General features: G+C 58.4%; 11 protein-coding genes. 9 read left to right on the forward strand and 2 right to left on the reverse strand.

Annotated features, from left to right (window positions below; genetic code table 11):
- Window positions 1-360: 360 nt before the first annotated feature.
- The 4 genes from KHQ23_RS24640 (at window position 361) to KHQ23_RS24655 (ending at window position 5,626) form a co-directional block, all read left to right on the forward strand.
- Entirely contained in the window at window positions 361-1,713 is a 1,353-nt protein-coding gene (locus KHQ23_RS24640) for an MFS transporter (protein ID WP_002915225.1), read from the forward strand.
- Between the two features lie 2 nt (window positions 1,714-1,715).
- On the forward strand, window positions 1,716-3,056 hold the full coding sequence (locus tag KHQ23_RS24645) for an enolase C-terminal domain-like protein (RefSeq protein WP_004174637.1): 1,341 nt from the start codon (window positions 1,716-1,718) through the stop codon (window positions 3,054-3,056).
- A 17-nt stretch (window positions 3,057-3,073) separates the two neighbouring features.
- Window positions 3,074-4,414, forward strand: coding sequence for a glucarate dehydratase (gene gudD / locus KHQ23_RS24650; protein WP_032434991.1), 1,341 nt, complete (start codon window positions 3,074-3,076; stop codon window positions 4,412-4,414).
- 72 nt (window positions 4,415-4,486) lie between these two features.
- A complete protein-coding gene (locus tag KHQ23_RS24655) occupies window positions 4,487-5,626 on the forward strand; it encodes a glycerate kinase (protein WP_032434989.1) in 1,140 nt (379 codons plus the stop codon).
- A 157-nt stretch (window positions 5,627-5,783) separates the two neighbouring features.
- Here KHQ23_RS24655 and barA read toward each other — a convergent pair whose 3' ends face one another.
- The gene (barA, locus tag KHQ23_RS24660; RefSeq protein ID WP_009308535.1) at window positions 5,784-8,534 is read right to left on the reverse strand and encodes a two-component sensor histidine kinase BarA; all 2,751 of its coding nucleotides are present in this window, start codon (window positions 8,532-8,534) and stop codon (window positions 5,784-5,786) included.
- 113 nt (window positions 8,535-8,647) lie between these two features.
- On the opposite strand from barA, the gene rlmD reads away from it, so the two are divergent.
- From rlmD to eno, 5 genes are all read left to right on the forward strand, one after another.
- Window positions 8,648-9,952, forward strand: a complete 1,305-nt coding sequence (gene rlmD, locus KHQ23_RS24665; RefSeq protein ID WP_004174638.1) for a 23S rRNA (uracil(1939)-C(5))-methyltransferase RlmD — start codon at window positions 8,648-8,650, stop codon at window positions 9,950-9,952.
- Window positions 9,953-10,073: 121 nt separating this feature from the next.
- The gene (gene relA, locus KHQ23_RS24670) at window positions 10,074-12,311 is read left to right on the forward strand and encodes a GTP diphosphokinase (protein ID WP_002915217.1); all 2,238 of its coding nucleotides are present in this window, start codon (window positions 10,074-10,076) and stop codon (window positions 12,309-12,311) included.
- Between the two features lie 111 nt (window positions 12,312-12,422).
- Window positions 12,423-13,214 carry a nucleoside triphosphate pyrophosphohydrolase gene (gene mazG / locus KHQ23_RS24675; protein ID WP_002915215.1) on the forward strand — a complete coding sequence of 264 codons (792 nt, stop codon included), beginning with the start codon at window positions 12,423-12,425 and terminating at the stop codon, window positions 13,212-13,214.
- Window positions 13,215-13,494: 280 nt separating this feature from the next.
- Window positions 13,495-15,132, forward strand: coding sequence for a glutamine hydrolyzing CTP synthase (gene pyrG / locus KHQ23_RS24680; protein ID WP_004142808.1), 1,638 nt, complete (start codon window positions 13,495-13,497; stop codon window positions 15,130-15,132).
- Between the two features lie 81 nt (window positions 15,133-15,213).
- On the forward strand, window positions 15,214-16,512 hold the full coding sequence (eno, locus tag KHQ23_RS24685; protein WP_002915213.1) for a phosphopyruvate hydratase: 1,299 nt from the start codon (window positions 15,214-15,216) through the stop codon (window positions 16,510-16,512).
- A 63-nt stretch (window positions 16,513-16,575) separates the two neighbouring features.
- On the opposite strand, the gene KHQ23_RS24690 is transcribed toward eno, so the two are convergent.
- Window positions 16,576-17,649 carry an SDR family oxidoreductase gene (locus tag KHQ23_RS24690; RefSeq protein WP_211776873.1) on the reverse strand — a complete coding sequence of 358 codons (1,074 nt, stop codon included), beginning with the start codon at window positions 17,647-17,649 and terminating at the stop codon, window positions 16,576-16,578.
- Window positions 17,650-17,654 lie beyond the last annotated feature (5 nt).

A 17,654-nucleotide genomic window follows, 5' to 3' on the forward strand; every position in this document is an offset into this window, starting at 1 on the left:
CAATATCCTTAGCAATATCATGGCTTAAGCCAGCCAGTTTCGCCGGGTCAAGTGAGGTATTTCACACTCCGGCCCTTTTTGCTGCGCTATGCGGCGCCAACGGCGCTGGCTTTTCATTTCCGTGAACTTCCCCCCATTCTTTCAGGCATTCGCCACAAACCACCTGCAATAGCGGCGTAAAAGCTGTGTGGATGCACGGTGAGCCGCGGTGTGCCTCTTCATATACTGCTCCAGCCAGTGATAAATGCAGTGCCAGATATAACGACAACTATCAAAACACGACCACGTCATTCTGATTACCCTACAGGTTGTGCTGTTCAGAATGAACGTAGCTAAACGCTATGATTCAGGAGTACAACAATGAGTTCATTAAGTCAGGCGGCGACGGCGGCTGAAAAGCGCACCAACGCCCGCTACTGGATAGTGGTGATGCTGTTTATCGTCACCTCTTTTAACTATGGCGACCGGGCGACGCTGTCGATCGCCGGTTCGGAAATGGCCAGGGATATCGGCCTTGATCCGGTGGGGATGGGGTATGTGTTCTCCGCCTTCTCATGGGCTTATGTCATCGGCCAGATCCCGGGCGGCTGGCTGCTCGACCGCTTCGGCTCGAAGCGCGTCTATTTCTGGTCGATCTTCATCTGGTCGATGTTTACCCTGCTGCAGGGCTTCGTCGATATCTTCAGCGGCTTTGGCATTATCGTTGCGCTGTTTACCCTGCGCTTCCTCGTCGGCCTTGCCGAGTCGCCGTCATTCCCCGGCAACAGCCGGATCGTCGCCGCCTGGTTCCCGGCGCAGGAGAGGGGGACAGCGGTATCGATTTTTAACTCCGCCCAGTACTTTGCCACCGTTATTTTCGCGCCGATCATGGGCTGGCTGACGCATGAGGTGGGTTGGTCGCATGTGTTCTTCTTTATGGGCGGCCTGGGGATTGTGATCAGCTTTGTGTGGCTGAAAGTGATCCACGATCCGAACAACCACCCGGGCGTGAACCAGAAAGAGCTGGACTATATCGCCGAAGGCGGGGCGCTGATCAACATGGATCAGAAGAGCAGCGCGCAGAAAGTGCCGTTTAGCGTCAAAATGGGGCAGATCAAGCAACTGATCGGCTCGCGGATGATGATCGGCATCTATATCGGTCAGTACTGCATCAACGCCTTAACCTACTTCTTTATCACCTGGTTCCCGGTTTATCTGGTGCAGGCGCGCGGCATGTCGATCCTCAAAGCCGGCTTTGTCGCCTCCATTCCGGCGGTGTGCGGCTTTGTCGGCGGGGTGCTGGGCGGGGTGATCTCCGACTGGTTAATGCGCCGCACCGGCTCGCTGAACATTGCGCGCAAAACGCCGATTGTGCTGGGGATGCTGCTCTCCATGACCATGCTGATGTGTAACTATGTCAACGTGGAGTGGATGGTGATCGGCTTTATGGCAATGGCCTTCTTCGGCAAAGGGATCGGCGCCCTCGGCTGGGCGGTGATGGCGGATACCGCGCCGAAAGAGATTAGCGGTCTCTCCGGCGGTCTGTTCAATATGTTCGGCAATATCTCCGGCATCGTCACCCCGATCGCCATCGGCTATATCGTCGGCACCACCGGCTCGTTCAACGGCGCGCTGATCTACGTCGGTATCCATGCCCTGGTGGCGGTGCTGAGCTATCTGGTGCTGGTGGGCGATATCAAACGTATCGAACTGAAACCTGTAGCGGGACGTTAATCATGACTACTCAATCCAGCCCGATTATCACAGAGATGAAGGTCATTCCGGTGGCCGGGCACGACAGCATGCTGCTGAACATCGGCGGAGCGCATAACGCCTGGTTTACCCGCAATATCGTGGTGTTAACCGATAACGCCGGCCATACCGGCGTCGGCGAAGCGCCCGGCGGAGAGGTCATCTACCAGACGCTGCTGGCGGCGATCCCGCAGGTGGTGGGCCAGGAGGTCGCCCGACTCAATCGCGTGGTGCAGCAGGTGCACAAAGGCAATCAGGCGGCGGATTTCGACACCTTCGGCAAAGGGGCGTGGACCTTCGAACTGAAGGTTAACGCGGTGGCGGCGCTGGAAGCGGCGCTGCTCGACCTGCTCGGCCAGGTGCTTAATGTGCCGGTCTGCGAGCTGCTGGGCCCGGGTAAGCAGCGTGATGCCGTCACCGTGCTGGGCTACCTGTTCTATATCGGCGATCGGCAGAAAACCGACCTTGGCTATCTGGACCATACGCCGGGCGATCACGAATGGTACCGCCTGCGCCACCAGCAGGCGTTGAGCAGCGAGGCGATAGTGCGTCTGGCGGAAGCCGCCCAGGATCGCTACGGTTTCAAAGACTTTAAGCTCAAAGGCGGCGTGCTGCCCGGCGAGCAGGAGATTGACACCGCGCGGGCGCTGAAAAAGCGTTTCCCGGATGCGCGCATCACCGTCGACCCTAACGGCGCCTGGCTGCTGGATGAGGCCATCGCGCTGTGTAAAGGGCTGCAGGATGTTCTGACCTACGCCGAAGATCCGTGCGGCGCCGAGCAGGGTTTCTCCGGCCGGGAGGTGATGGCCGAGTTCCGCCGCGCCACCGGGCTGCCGGTCGCCACCAATATGATAGCCACTAACTGGCGCGAAATGGGCCATGCGGTGATGCTCAACGCCGTCGATATCCCGCTGGCGGACCCGCACTTCTGGACGCTCTCCGGCGCGGTGCGGGTGGCGCAGCTGTGCGACGGCTGGGGGCTCACCTGGGGCTGCCATTCCAACAACCACTTTGATATTTCCCTGGCGATGTTTACCCACGTCGGCGCCGCCGCGCCGGGCAACCCCACCGCCATCGATACCCACTGGATCTGGCAGGAGGGCGACGCGCGCCTGACCAAAGATCCGCTGCAGATTATTAACGGCAGCATTGCCGTGCCAGACGCGCCGGGACTCGGCGTGGAACTTGACTGGGAGCAGGTGCGCAGAGCCCATGAGGCCTATAAAGCGCTGCCGGGCGGCGCGCGCAACGACGCGGGCCCGATGCAGTACCTGATCCCCGGCTGGACATTCGACCGCAAACGTCCCGTTTTCGGCCGCCACTAATTAAAAAGGATGATGCTATGACGACTTTCTCTTCAACGCCCGTTGTCACCACCATGCAGGTGATCCCGGTTGCCGGCCATGACAGCATGCTGATGAACCTGAGCGGCGCGCACGCCCCGTACTTCACCCGCAATATCGTAATTATCAAAGATAACGCCGGCCATACCGGCGTCGGTGAAATCCCGGGCGGTGAAAAGATTCGCCAGACCCTGGAGGATGCCATTCCGCTGGTGGTGGGCAAAACGCTGGGCGAGTATAAAAACGTGCTGGGCGCGGTGCGCAATCAGTTTGCCGACCGCGACGCCGGGGGCCGCGGCCTGCAGACCTTTGACCTGCGCACCACCATTCACGTGGTGACCGGCATCGAAGCGGCACTGCTGGATCTGCTGGGCCAGCACCTTGGGGTCAACGTCGCCTCGCTGCTAGGCGATGGCCAGCAGCGCAGCGAAGTCGAAATGCTGGGCTATCTGTTCTTTGTCGGTAATCGCCATGCGACGCCGCTGGCCTATCAGAGCCAGCCGGATGAGCAGTGCGAGTGGTATCGCCTGCGCCATGAAGAGGCGATGACGCCGGATGCGGTGGTCCGCCTGGCGGAAGCGGCGTATGAAAAATATGGTTTCAACGACTTTAAGCTGAAGGGCGGCGTGCTGGCCGGTTTTGAAGAAGCCGAAGCGATCAGCGCCCTGGCGAAGCGCTTCCCGAATGCTCGCGTCACTCTCGACCCGAATGGCGCCTGGCTGCTTGAGGAGGCCATTCAGATTGGTAAACAGCTGAAGGGCGTGCTGGCCTATGCGGAAGATCCGTGCGGCGCCGAACAGGGCTTCTCCGGCCGCGAAGCGATGGCCGAGTTCCGCCGCGCGACGGGCCTGCCGACCGCCACCAATATGATCGCCACCGACTGGCGGCAGATGGGGCATACCTTGTCCCTGCAGTCAGTGGATATCCCGCTGGCGGACCCGCACTTCTGGACCATGCAGGGGTCGGTGCGCGTAGCGCAGATGTGCCATGAGTTCGGCCTGACCTGGGGTTCGCACTCTAATAATCACTTCGACGTGTCGCTGGCGATGTTCACCCACGTCGCGGCAGCGGCGCCGGGCAAGATCACCGCTATCGATACCCACTGGATCTGGCAGGAGGGCAACCAGCGTCTGACCAAACAACCTTTTGAAATCAAAGGCGGCATGGTGCAGGTACCGAGTACCCCGGGCCTGGGGGTTGAGCTGGATATGGACCGCGTGATGCAGGCAAATGAGCTATATAAGAAACATGGTCTTGGCGCCCGCGATGATGCGATGGCGATGCAGTATCTGATCCCGGGCTGGACCTTTGACAACAAGCGTCCATGCATGGTGCGCTAAAAGTCCGCCGGCCTCTGCGGGGGCCGGCATTGCGCGACAGCGCCAGGGGTTGGCTCAGAGTAAGGACAGCAGATGAAAATAGTGATCGCACCGGATTCCTGGAAGGAGAGCCTGAGCGCGCTGGAAGTGGCCAGTGCGATAGAGCAAGGCTTTCGCGAGATTTATCCTGACGCCGAGTACGTCAAGCTGCCGGTTGCCGATGGTGGGGAAGGGACGGTGGAAGCCATGGTGGCGGCGACCGGCGGGCTTCTGGTTCCGCTGACGGTCACCGGGCCGCTGGGCGAGCCGGTTGAGGCATTTTACGGGCTGTCCGGCGATCGCCAGTGCGCCTTTATCGAAATGGCGGCGGCCAGCGGCCTGGAGAGCGTCCCGCCGGCGCAGCGTAACCCGCTGCTGACCACTTCCTGGGGTACCGGGGAGCTTATCCGCCATGCGCTGGACGCCGGGGTAAGACAGATCATTATTGGTATTGGCGGCAGTGCGACCAATGACGGCGGCGCCGGGATGGCGCAGGCGCTGGGGGCGAAACTGCTGACCGCCGAGGGCCAGCAAATCGCCTCCGGGGGCGGCGCGCTGGAGACGCTGGCGCTCATCGATCTCAGCGAACTCGATTCGCGGCTGGCAGATTGCCGGATTGACGTTGCCTGCGACGTCACCAACCCGTTGACCGGCCCGCAGGGCGCCAGCGCGGTGTTCGGCCCGCAAAAAGGGGCGACGGCGCAGATGATCGACCGGCTCGACAGCGGCCTGCGGCACTATGCCCGGATTATCGCCCGCGATTTAGATATCGACGTGCTGAGCCTTGAGGGCGGCGGCGCGGCGGGCGGCATGGGTGCGGCGCTGTATGCGTTCTGTGGTGCTCAGTTGCGTCCGGGCATTGAGATTGTCACCGATGCGCTACAGCTGGCTGAGCGGGTGGCGGATGCCGATTTAGTGATCACCGGCGAAGGGCGTATCGATAGCCAGACGATCCACGGCAAAGTGCCGGTGGGGGTGGCGAGGGTGGCGAAGCGTTTTAACGTCCCGGTGATCGGGGTTGCCGGCAGTCTTACCGCCGATGTTGGCGTCGTGCATCAGCACGGGCTGGATGCGGTATTCAGCGTGTTGTATACCATCTGTACCCTTGATGAAGCGTTGGCCAATGCCGCCGCCAACCTGCGAATGACGGCGCGTAACGTAGCCGCGGTTTTGCAGATGGGCGACAGGCGGTAACCCGGCTGGCGCAGTGGTATTTGTAGTCCGGATAAGGTGCGTAGCACCGCGATCCGGGAACCATCCCCGGTGGCGCTTACGCTTACCGGGGCTACCAACCGAATACCGGACCGTAGGGCGTAGCCCGGATGAGGCGCGTAGCGCCGCTATCCGGGGTTTACACCCCCATCCGGCATGCTTCGCGGGCCACATTATCCATCTCATCTAACAGCTCAAGCAGCTCCGGCTCCAGATCCTCGGCGGCGGTGCCTGCCCGCAGCTGACTTTCCAGGGTATAGCACAGCTTTTTGAGCCGCGGCACGCCGCTATAGCTGCAGCTGCCGTGCAGTTTATGGATCAGATCCACCAGCCCTTCCGGCTGCTCGCCCACCAGCTGCTCCTCAACTTTGTTACGCACCTCCGGCATAAAGGCGATCAGCATTTGCAGCATCTCCCGCGCCAGGTCCGGCTTCATGGCCGCCTGGCGCAGCGCCAGCTGCCAGTCGAGCGTTTGATTATGATCGACGATCGGCTCTGCGGGCGGTAGCGACGCCGGAACGACGCTGTGCAGGCCGGGCTGATAGCGCAACAGCAGTGCGTGCAGTTTCTCTTCTTCGATTGGCTTCGCCAGATAGTCGTTCATGCCGGCGCTCAGTAATTTCTCACGCTGGCCCTCCAGGGCGTGCGCGGTGACCGCAATAACCGGGGTTTGCTGATGATGAGACAGGTGATGGATAAGCTCACAGGCGCGGATGCCGTCCATATCCGGCATCTGAATATCCATCAGGATCAGATCCATCTGCAGCTGCTTGGCCTTGTCCACCGCCTGCTGGCCGCTGTCGCAGAGGATCACCTGCTGCACAAGATCATCCAGCAGGGCGCCAATCAGCTTCAGGTTAGCCGGGTTGTCGTCGACGGCCATTACCGTCATTGGCAACTTATGACTGTCGATCTGCATCAGCGGCGCGGAGGCAAGCGCGTGGCTGGTAGCCACCAGCGCCGGTAGCAGACGGGTGGTGGTGAGCGGCTTTAACAGGCAGGCGGCAACGCCGTCGCGCTTCAGGGCTTCGGCGCTGACCTGGGCATGGCACGGCAGGGCCAGCAGTACGTTATCGGACATCGCGCAGGCTTTGGCTAATTTTTCCCGATGCGGCGACAAATCGCGCATTGAAACCGGGATACCGACCAGCAGAATGTCATACTGCGCTTCCGCCAGCGAGGAGAAGGTAGGGCTGTAGATAACCTCCAGCGGCGTAGCGGCCAGCATCTCCAGGGTACACTGCGCCGCCGTCGCGTTGGCTTCCACATAGGCCAGACGTTTGCCGACAAGCCCGTCGGTGTTCAGCGTATCCGGAATGGCGTTCGGGTTGAGATCGAGGCTGATATGGAACCAGAAGGTGGAGCCGCGGTTCGGCTGGCTGTGGAACGAAATATCCCCGCCCATCTCTTTGACCAGACGCTGAGTGATCACCAGCCCGAGCCCGGTGCCGCCGTGGCGGCGTGAAATACTGGCATCGGCCTGACGGAAGGCCTGGAATAGCCGGGACTGGTCGCGCTCGGGGATGCCGATGCCGGTATCGTGGATCTGAATTTCGATCTGTACCCGGGAATTACTGATGGCCCGCTGCTCCACCAGTACGTCGATATTGCCGTGCTCGGTAAATTTGATGGCGTTGCCCACGAGGTTGGTCACAATCTGCTGCAGACGCAGCGGATCGCCAATGACGTTATCCGGTACATTGTTCTTAATATTCAGCGTCAGCTCCAGCCCTTTATCGTGCGCGGAATGCGCCAGCAGGGTGACCACTTCATCAAGCGAAGTGCGCAGCAGGAACGGAATACTCTCCAGGATCAGCTTCCCGGCTTCCAGCTTGGAAAAGTCGAGCACGTCATTGATGATCGCCAGCAGATTGTTGGCCGAACGTTCGATGGTGGTCAGGTGGTCGCGCTGCGTAGCGTTGAGATCGGTTTTCAGCGTCAGGCGGGTAAAGCCGATCACCCCATTGAGCGGGGTGCGCAGCTCGTGAGACATATTGGCCAGGAACTCAGACTTAATGCGCGCCGCCTCCTGGGCGCGCTTTTTCGCCAGGTCCAGCTCGACGTTCTGGATCTCCATCTGCTCAAGCGTTTCCCGTAGATCGGAGGTCGCCTGGTCGACGTTGTGTTGCATCTCTTCGTGGTATGCCGCCAGCGACATGGCCATCGAGTTAATGCCGTTTTTCAGCATATCCAGTTCGCCGAGCATAAAGCCTTCGACCCGGCTGTCCAGCTGTCCGCGGCGGATGCGGTCGACAGTGTTAACCATATTGCGGATTGGCCCGGTGACGTCGCGCATCAGCCTCCAGCCGAAGATTAACGCGATGCCGATACAGAACAGCATCATTACGCTGGAGATAAAAATCTCTTTGTACTGCTGGAGGCGAACCGATTTTAGATCCAGCTCCAGGGCGACGTAGCCCAGCATATTGCCCGGCATTTTAGCGTCAGATTCGGGTGATTCATCCGGAGAATAGCTTTCCGAGACAATAGGCGTGCGCAGGATCATCATGTCGCCATCGCGGATGACGCTGAGGTGACGGGGGAATGCCTCGCCTTTCGGGATCTGCAGTTCGCTGGGATTGAGCTGGTAATTGGAGGTGACAAATAAGCGGTTATGCGAATCGTACACCGAGATGGCCCGCACGATCTCCGAGTGGCGACGATGCAGAACGCTGATCAGCTGGCCGATGGATTCGCGGTTTTGCAAGTTCATGCCGTATTCGCTGGAGACCGCCAGCGGTTCGATAATACTGGCGCCAGCGTCCTCCAGCTGGCGTTGCAGGTCGTTATAACGATGAGCGACAAAGAAAATACTGAGCAACAGTCCTATCAGGACGGTTGGCGCCAGAATCAGAATCATCATGCGAGCACGCAGGCTGTAGTTGGTCATGCGGTTCCATTATGGGAGAATATAGACATCATCGTTCTGTGCAGCGTCGCTGCGCCTCGCGGCGCTGCCGCTCTGAACGAGCTCGTTTTATTTGATTGAGACAACTCTCTACGATGGCGCAATTCTACTCTGCAAAACGGCGTGTGACGACGCGCCAGATCATAACCGTTACAGTCAACGACCTCGATCCCTTTGGTCAGGGTGTTGCCCGCCACCAGGGGAAGGCGCTGTTCGTGAGCGGCGTGCTGCCCCACGAGCAGGCCGAGGTGGTGCTGGTGGAAGATAAAAAACAGTACGCCCGCGCCGAGGTGAAACGCCGACTGACCGACAGCCCGCAGCGCCAGGCGCCGCGCTGCCCCCATTTTGGCGTCTGCGGCGGATGCCAACAACAACATGCCAGCGTTCCGCTTCAGCAGCAAAGTAAACGCGCCGCGCTGGGGCGACTGATGAAGCGCGAGGTAGATGACGTCATCGCCGGCGCGCCGTGGGGCTACCGCCGTCGCGCACGCTTGAGCTTGAATTATCAGCCGAAGACCCAACAATTGCAGATGGGTTTTCGCCAGGCCAACGCCAAAGCGATCGTCGATGTGGTGCAGTGCCCTGTTTTGGTGCCCCAACTTGAGGCATTGCTGCCCGCTGTGCGCGAGTGCTTAAGCGCGCTGAGCGCATTACGCCATCTCGGCCACGTCGAGCTGGTGCAGGCGGACAACGGTCCGCTGATGGTGCTGCGCCATACCGCAGCCCTGCCGGCGACAGACAGGGAAAAACTGGAACGCTTTTCGCAAACTCACGGTCTTTCCCTGTACCTCGCGCCACAAAGCGAGATACTGGAGCATATTCATGGCGAAGCGCCATGGTATACCTCAGACGGACTACGCTTAGTGTTCAGCCCGCGGGATTTTATCCAGGTCAACGACGGCGTAAATCAGCAGATGGTGCGTACCGCACTGGAGTGGCTGGATCTGCGGCCAGAGGACCGGGTGCTGGATCTGTTCTGCGGGATGGGCAACTTTACCCTGCCGCTGGCGACACGCGCCGCCCATGTGGTGGGCGTGGAAGGGGTGCCGGCGCTGGTGGAGAAGGGGCGGGAAAACGCCGCCCGCAATGGTTTATCAAATGTCACTTTCTTCCATGAAAATCTGGAAGAAGACGTCACCCGTCAGGCCTGGGCGAAGCACGGCTTTGATAAAGTGCTGCTGGACCCGGCCCGCGCCGGCGCGCCGGGCGTGATGCCGCATATAATAAAACTGGCACCGCGGCGGGTGGTGTATGTTTCCTGCAACCCGGCGACGCTGGCGCGAGACAGCGAAACCCTGTTGCAGGCTGGATATCAGATTCAACGCCTGGCGATGCTGGATATGTTCCCGCATACCGGCCATCTGGAATCAATGGTGTTGTTTGAGCGCAGGCTTACATAAGGTCATTCACAACGTCGCAGAAGAGCCACCCTGGCCATGAATGCTGACGCGACCTGCAGGATGACATGTAGAAAGTTGAGGCTTGCCGACTTCGGCAGGCCGGTCCCTTAAGGAGAGGACAATGGTTGCGGTAAGAAGTGCACATCTTAATAAAGCTGGTGAATTTGACCCGAAGAAATGGATCGCGAGTCTGGGAATTTCCAGCCAGCAGTCGTGTGAGCGCTTAGCCGAAACCTGGGATTATTGTCGCGAAAAAACGCAAGGACACCCGCAGGCGGACCTGCTGCTGTGGCGGGGCGTCGAAATGGTGGAGATCCTCTCCACCCTAAGTATGGACATCGATACGCTGCGCGCGGCGCTGCTGTTCCCGCTGGCCGACGGCGAAGTTGTCAGCGAAGAGGTGATGCAGGAGAGCGTAGGTAAATCGGTCGTGACCCTGATTCACGGGGTGCGGGACATGGCCGCTATCCGCCAGCTGAAGGCTACCCATACCGACTCGGTCTCTTCCGAGCAGGTGGATAACATTCGCCGTATGCTGCTGGCGATGGTTGACGATTTCCGCTGCGTGGTCATCAAACTTGCTGAGCGGATCGCGCATCTGCGCGAGGTCAAAGACGCGCCGGAAGATGAGCGCGTTCTTGCGGCGAAAGAGTGCACCAATATCTATGCTCCCCTGGCGAACCGCTTAGGTATCGGCCAGCTGAAGTGGGAGCTGGAAGATTACTGCTTCCGCTATCTGCACCCGGCGGAATACAAGCGCATTGCCAAACTGCTCCACGAGCGCCGTATCGACCGCGAGCATTACATCGAAGAGTTTGTCGGCCACCTGCGCTCAGAGATGAAAGCCGAAGGCGTCAAGGCGGAAGTCTATGGCCGGCCGAAGCATATCTACAGTATCTGGCGCAAAATGCAGAAAAAACACCTCGCTTTCGACGAGCTGTTTGACGTTCGCGCGGTGCGTATTGTGGCTGAGCGTTTGCAGGATTGCTATGCCGCGCTGGGGATCGTCCATACTCACTACCGCCATCTGCCGGATGAATTCGACGACTACGTGGCCAACCCGAAACCCAACGGTTACCAGTCTATCCATACCGTGGTGCTGGGGCCGAGCGGCAAGACGGTGGAGATTCAGATCCGCACCCGGCAGATGCATGAAGATGCCGAGCTGGGCGTGGCCGCACACTGGAAGTACAAAGAGGGCGCGGGAGCCGGCACCAGCGGCGGCCGCGGCTATGAAGACCGTATCGCCTGGCTGCGTAAGCTGATTGCCTGGCAGGAAGAGATGGCCGACTCCGGCGAGATGCTCGACGAAGTGCGCAGCCAGGTCTTCGACGACCGGGTGTATGTCTTTACGCCGAAAGGCGACGTGGTGGACCTGCCTGCGGGGTCGACGCCGCTCGACTTTGCCTATCATATTCACAGCGATGTCGGCCATCGCTGCATCGGCGCCAAAATTGGCGGCCGCATCGTGCCATTCACCTACCAGCTGCAGATGGGCGATCAGATCGAAATTATTACCCAGAAGCAGCCGAACCCGAGCCGTGACTGGCTGAACCCTAACCTCGGCTATGTGACCACCAGCCGCGGACGTTCGAAGATCCACGCCTGGTTCCGTAAGCAGGATCGCGACAAGAACATTCTCGCCGGTCGGCAGATCCTCGACGACGAGCTGGAGCATTTGGGCATCAGCCTGAAGGATGCGGAAAAGCACCTGCTGCCGCGCTATAACTTCAACGAGCTCGATGAACTGCTGGCCGCCATCGGCGGTGGCGATATCCGTCTCAACCAGATGGTCAACTTCCTGCAGGCGCAGTTCAATAAACCTAGCGCCGCCGAGCAGGATGCGGCCGCGCTGAAGCAACTGCAGCAGAAAACCTACACGCCGCAAAATCGCACCAAGGACAATGGCCGGGTAGTGGTGGAAGGGGTAGGCAACCTGATGCACCATATTGCCCGCTGCTGCCAGCCAATCCCGGGCGACGAGATCGTCGGCTTTATCACCCAGGGGCGCGGGATCTCCGTGCATCGCGCGGACTGCGATCAGCTGGCTGAACTGCAGTCGCATGCTCCGGAGCGCATCGTCGATGCGGTATGGGGCGAAAGCTACTCGGCGGGCTACTCGCTGGTGGTCAGGGTGGAGGCGAACGATCGCAGCGGTTTACTGCGCGATATCACTACCATCCTCGCCAATGAGAAGGTGAACGTGCTGGGCGTCGCCAGCCGCAGCGATACCCGTCAGCAGCTGGCAACCATCGATATGACCATCGAGATTTACAACCTGCAGGTGCTGGGCCGGGTGCTCGGTAAGCTCAACCAGGTGCCGGATGTGATCGACGCGCGCCGTCTGCACGGCGGTTAATTCATCTGCAGGCCGGATAAGGCGAAGCCGCCATCCGGCAATTTCGCAACGTCGGATAAGGTCTAAACGCCTTATCCGGCCGACTATTTTTTAAATTTCCAGGATTGTCACATGACTCAAATTGACCGCTTGCTCGGCATCATGCGCCGCCTGCGCGACCCGGAAAACGGCTGCCCATGGGATAAAGAGCAGACCTTTGCCACCATCGCCCCTTACACCCTTGAGGAGACCTACGAGGTCCTCGATGCTATCCAGCGGGAAGATTTTGACGATCTGCGCGGTGAGCTGGGCGATCTGCTGTTCCAGGTGGTGTTCTATGCGCAAATGGCGCAGGAAGAGGGACGCTTTAACTTTGACGATATCTGCGCCGCCATCAGCGACAAGCTGGAGCGTCGCCACCCGCATATCTTCGGCGAGGCATCGGCGGGCAATAGCACGGAAGTCCTGGCTCGCTGGGAGCAAATCAAAAGCGCGGAGCGGGCGGAAAAAGCCCAGCATTCTGCACTGGACGATATTCCCCATAGCCTGCCGGCGCTGATGCGCGCGCATAAAATCCAGCGCCGCTGCTCGGCAGTGGGTTTCGACTGGACCTCGCTGGGCCCGGTGCTCGACAAAGTGCATGAAGAAATTGATGAAGTGATGCATGAAGCGCAGCAGGCGGTGGTGGATGAAGCAAAACTGGAAGAGGAAGTGGGCGATCTGCTGTTTGCCACGGTGAACTTATCCCGTCATTTGGGCGTCAAAGCCGAGGTGGCGCTGCAGAAAGCAAACCTCAAATTTGAGCGTCGCTTCCGCGAGGTCGAGCGTATTGTCGCCGCCCGAGGCCTGGAAATGACCGGCGTCGACCTCGATACCATGGAAGAAGTGTGGCAGGAAGTAAAACGCCAGGAAACTGATCTCTAACGGATTTTCGTGATCAAGCGCGATTTGTGTGATTTTATAAATAACAAGCGCTTGATTTACGTCAAAAACATTTCGCCAAAAGCGTCTATTTTCTCTTTCCGTTATGTCGTTGAAACACCATGTAGCCTGCCTCTTCGAGTTGTTCGAGTCGCAACACAGGTGCAACTTGAAGAACGAAGGGGAGGGGAAGAATGAAAGTTTGTGGCGTCACGCATGTTCGGGTATACTACTTTCCCGTCCTGGTTATTCCATCGTTTTACCCTAACTTCTCAGGTTCAGCATGACAACGAACTATATTTTTGTGACCGGCGGGGTCGTATCCTCTCTGGGTAAAGGCATTGCCGCAGCCTCCCTGGCAGCCATTCTTGAAGCCCGTGGTCTCAACGTGACCATCATGAAACTGGATCCGTATATCAACGTCGATCCGGGCACCATGAGCCCAATCCAGCATGGGGAAGTGTTCGTTACTGAAGACGGCGCAGAAACCGATCTGGACCTGGGCCACTATGAGCGTTTTATCCGCACCAAGATGACGCGCCGCAATAACTTCACCACCGGCCGTATCTACTCCGACGTGCTGCGCAAAGAGCGCCGTGGCGACTACCTGGGCGCGACCGTTCAGGTTATCCCGCACATCACCAACGCTATCAAAGAGCGCGTACTGGCGGGCGGCGAAGGCCATGACGTCGTGCTGGTGGAAATCGGCGGTACCGTAGGCGATATCGAATCCCTGCCGTTCCTCGAAGCGATTCGTCAGATGGCGGTAGAGATCGGCCGCGAGCATACCCTGTTCATGCACCTGACTCTGGTGCCGTACATGGCCGCCGCGGGCGAAGTCAAAACCAAGCCGACCCAGCACTCCGTGAAAGAGCTGCTCTCCATCGGTATTCAGCCTGATATTCTGATCTGCCGCTCCGATCGCGCGGTTCCGGCCAACGAACGAGCCAAAATTGCTTTGTTCTGTAACGTTCCGGAAAAGGCTGTGATTTCTCTGAAAGATGTCGATTCCATTTATAAAATTCCGGGCCTGTTGAAATCTCAGGGGCTGGACGATTATATTTGTAAACGATTCAGCTTAACTTGTCCGGAAGCAAACCTGGCCGAATGGGAACAGGTAATCTATGAAGAAGCTAATCCGGCAGGCGAAGTCACCATCGGTATGGTCGGTAAGTACATTGAACTACCGGATGCCTACAAGTCGGTGATTGAAGCGCTGAAACACGGCGGTCTGAAAAATCGCGTTACCGTCAACATCAAGCTGATCGATTCGCAGGATGTGGAAACGCGCGGCGTCGAAATCCTCAAGGATTTAGACGCTATCCTGATCCCGGGCGGCTTCGGCTACCGCGGCGTTGAAGGCAAGATCGCCACCGCGCGCTATGCGCGTGAAAACAATATTCCTTATCTGGGCATCTGCCTGGGTATGCAGGTTGCGCTGATTGAGTTCGCGCGTAACGTAGCGGGTATGGAAAACGCCAACTCGACGGAATTTGTGCCAGACTGTAAATACCCGGTCGTGGCCCTGATTACCGAATGGCGTGACGAAGATGGCAACGTTGAAGTCCGCTCTGAGAAGAGCGATCTGGGCGGCACCATGCGCCTGGGCGCGCAGCAGTGCCAGCTGAGTGATGATTCTCTGGTACGCCAGCTTTACGGCGAGCCGACCATCACCGAGCGTCATCGTCACCGCTACGAAGTCAACAACATGTTGTTGAAACCGATTGAAGCTGCCGGTCTGCGCGTTGCGGGCCGTTCCGGGGATGATCAGTTGGTCGAGATCATCGAAGTGCCGAACCATCCGTGGTTTGTGGCCTGCCAGTTCCACCCGGAGTTTACTTCGACGCCGCGTGATGGACACCCGCTGTTTGCCGGCTTTGTGAAAGCCGCGAGCGAGTACCAGAAACGCCAGGCGAAGTAAAAAGAGTTTGAACGGCAATGCACCCATCCGGGTGCATTGTTTGTCTGGAGTTTTAGTTTAACTTGTACTGAGGAAAACCTAATGTCCAAAATCGTTAAAGTCATCGGTCGTGAAATCATCGACTCCCGTGGTAACCCGACTGTTGAAGCCGAAGTACACCTGGAAGGTGGTTTCGTCGGTATGGCAGCTGCTCCGTCAGGTGCTTCTACTGGTTCCCGCGAAGCGCTGGAACTGCGCGATGGCGACAAATCCCGTTTCCTGGGTAAAGGCGTAACCAAAGCTGTTGCTGCGGTAAACGGCCCGATCGCTCAGGCAATCCTGGGCAAAGATGCTAAAGATCAGGCTGGCATCGACAAGATCATGATCGACCTGGACGGTACTGAAAACAAATCTAACTTCGGTGCGAACGCTATCCTGGCCGTTTCTCTGGCGAACGCCAAAGCAGCTGCTGCGTCCAAAGGCCTGCCGCTGTACGCGCACATCGCTGAACTGAACGGCACTCCGGGCAAATACTCCATGCCGGTTCCGATGATGAACATCATCAACGGCGGTGAGCACGCTGACAACAACGTCGACATCCAGGAATTCATGATTCAGCCGGTTGGCGCGCCGACCCTGAAAGAAGCAGTACGCATGGGTTCTGAAGTGTTCCATCACCTGGCGAAAGTGCTGAAGTCCAAAGGCATGAACACTGCCGTTGGTGACGAAGGCGGCTACGCGCCGAACCTGGGTTCCAACGCCGAAGCGCTGGCTGTTATCGCTGAAGCGGTTAAAGCTGCAGGCTACGAGCTGGGCAAAGACATCACCCTGGCGATGGACTGCGCGGCGTCTGAATTCTACAAAGACGGTAAATACGTTCTGGCTGGCGAAGGCAACAAAGCGTTCACCTCTGAAGAGTTCACTCACTTCCTGGAAGAGCTGACCAAACAGTACCCGATCGTCTCCATCGAAGATGGTCTGGACGAGTCTGACTGGGAAGGTTTCGCTTACCAGACCAAAGTACTGGGCGACAAAATCCAGCTGGTTGGTGACGACCTGTTCGTAACCAACACCAAGATCCTGAAAGAAGGCATCGAAAAAGGCATCGCTAACTCCATCCTGATCAAGTTCAACCAGATCGGTTCTCTGACCGAAACTCTGGCTGCTATCAAGATGGCGAAAGACGCTGGCTACACCGCTGTTATCTCTCACCGTTCTGGCGAAACTGAAGACGCTACCATTGCCGACCTGGCTGTTGGTACCGCTGCAGGCCAGATCAAAACCGGTTCTATGAGCCGTTCTGACCGCGTTGCTAAATACAACCAGCTGATTCGTATCGAAGAAGCGCTAGGTGAGCAAGCGCCGTTCAACGGTCGTAAAGAGATCAAAGGTCAGGCTTAATCCTATCCTTGTGAAATAATCATGCCAGCCTTCGGGCTGGCATTTTTTTTACGCCTGCGGCCATTATTTAAAGTCGACGGCCATTTGCTGAGGGATCGACAACCCGCGGGTGGTTTCCACGCAGCGGTCGATGTAATCGGTAAAGCGCGGCGGTTTTGGCATCCCCATGCTCAGCAGCTTGTCGTTACTAAAGCGCACGTTCAGTGTGGCGAACGCGCCGTATAAGCGCATGGCTTTCAGCATCAGCCGCTCATTGCATGGCCCAAATATCCCTTTCAGTTCGCGTCTCATTTTGACCAGCGTTTCATAGCTCACCTGGGCGTACTTATCCCCCACCGGCGCCTGCTCCAGGGCCTGAGCCATCGCCCGGTCGATTTCGGCAAACTTCACGCTGTTCTCTTCGCCAGCAGAGATATGCACCACCTCGCCGTGAGCCAGAGGCTGGTTAAGCAGCATTAGCAGGGCGTCGGCGCAGTAGTCCACCGGGATAACGTCAATTCGGTCCTCCATGGAGCACATGAATTTCTGCAGCATCAGCCCCATGCTGAACACCCAGAAAATACTGCTGGAAGGCCGGCAGCCGTGATGGGTATGACCCACCACGATAGAGGGGCGGGCAATTACCAGCGGTAGCGTAGGGCACTGCTGCTGCATCAGCTGCTCGATGGTCGACTTCGAGTGGGTATATTCCACCAGGTGCTCAGCGCGTTCCCGAAACTCCGCGCTTTCGGCGACCAGTGAATCCGGTTCAGGCGAACATGACATCGCCGTACCGACGTGCAGAAAGCGCTGCAGACCCGTCACCTGCGCCATACGTTGCGCCAGGCGCAGCGTGCCCTCAACGTTAACCTTCCAGATAAGCGGGTTGCTGCCAAATGAGGCGACAGCGGCGCAGTTGAGGATGTGCGTGACCTGATCGAGGCGCGGATCGTTAAGAAAATGCTCCGGAGAGGCGAGATCGCCCAGCAGGATATGCTGCTGGCGCAACATCGCCAGCTTCTCCTCGGCGATGTTGAACTTACGCATGTTCTCTTTAACCCGTTCGAGGCCAGCCTCGGGGCTATCAGCACGTACCAGCAGCAGCAGATCTAACCGGGTTTCCTGATGGAGTATTTTCTCTAAGGAAGGTGCGAACAAGTTCC

The sequence above is a fragment of the Klebsiella sp. 64 genome (assembly GCF_018223915.1).
In the GTDB taxonomy this organism is placed as follows: domain Bacteria; phylum Pseudomonadota; class Gammaproteobacteria; order Enterobacterales; family Enterobacteriaceae; genus Klebsiella; species Klebsiella pneumoniae.

Bases quoted from the DNA above. Each gene is read 5' to 3' on its own strand.
- rlmD (WP_004174638.1), top strand. From the start codon at position 8,648: ATGGCGCAATTCTACTCTGCAAAACGGCGTGTGACGACGCGCCAGATC.
- barA (WP_009308535.1), bottom strand. From the start codon at position 8,534: ATGACCAACTACAGCCTGCGTGCTCGCATGATGATTCTGATTCTGGCG.
- eno (WP_002915213.1), top strand. From the start codon at position 15,214: ATGTCCAAAATCGTTAAAGTCATCGGTCGTGAAATCATCGACTCCCGT.
- pyrG (WP_004142808.1), top strand. From the start codon at position 13,495: ATGACAACGAACTATATTTTTGTGACCGGCGGGGTCGTATCCTCTCTG.
- mazG (WP_002915215.1), top strand. From the start codon at position 12,423: ATGACTCAAATTGACCGCTTGCTCGGCATCATGCGCCGCCTGCGCGAC.
- gudD (WP_032434991.1), top strand. From the start codon at position 3,074: ATGACGACTTTCTCTTCAACGCCCGTTGTCACCACCATGCAGGTGATC.
- KHQ23_RS24655 (WP_032434989.1), top strand. From the start codon at position 4,487: ATGAAAATAGTGATCGCACCGGATTCCTGGAAGGAGAGCCTGAGCGCG.
- relA (WP_002915217.1), top strand. From the start codon at position 10,074: ATGGTTGCGGTAAGAAGTGCACATCTTAATAAAGCTGGTGAATTTGAC.
- KHQ23_RS24645 (WP_004174637.1), top strand. From the start codon at position 1,716: ATGACTACTCAATCCAGCCCGATTATCACAGAGATGAAGGTCATTCCG.
- KHQ23_RS24640 (WP_002915225.1), top strand. From the start codon at position 361: ATGAGTTCATTAAGTCAGGCGGCGACGGCGGCTGAAAAGCGCACCAAC.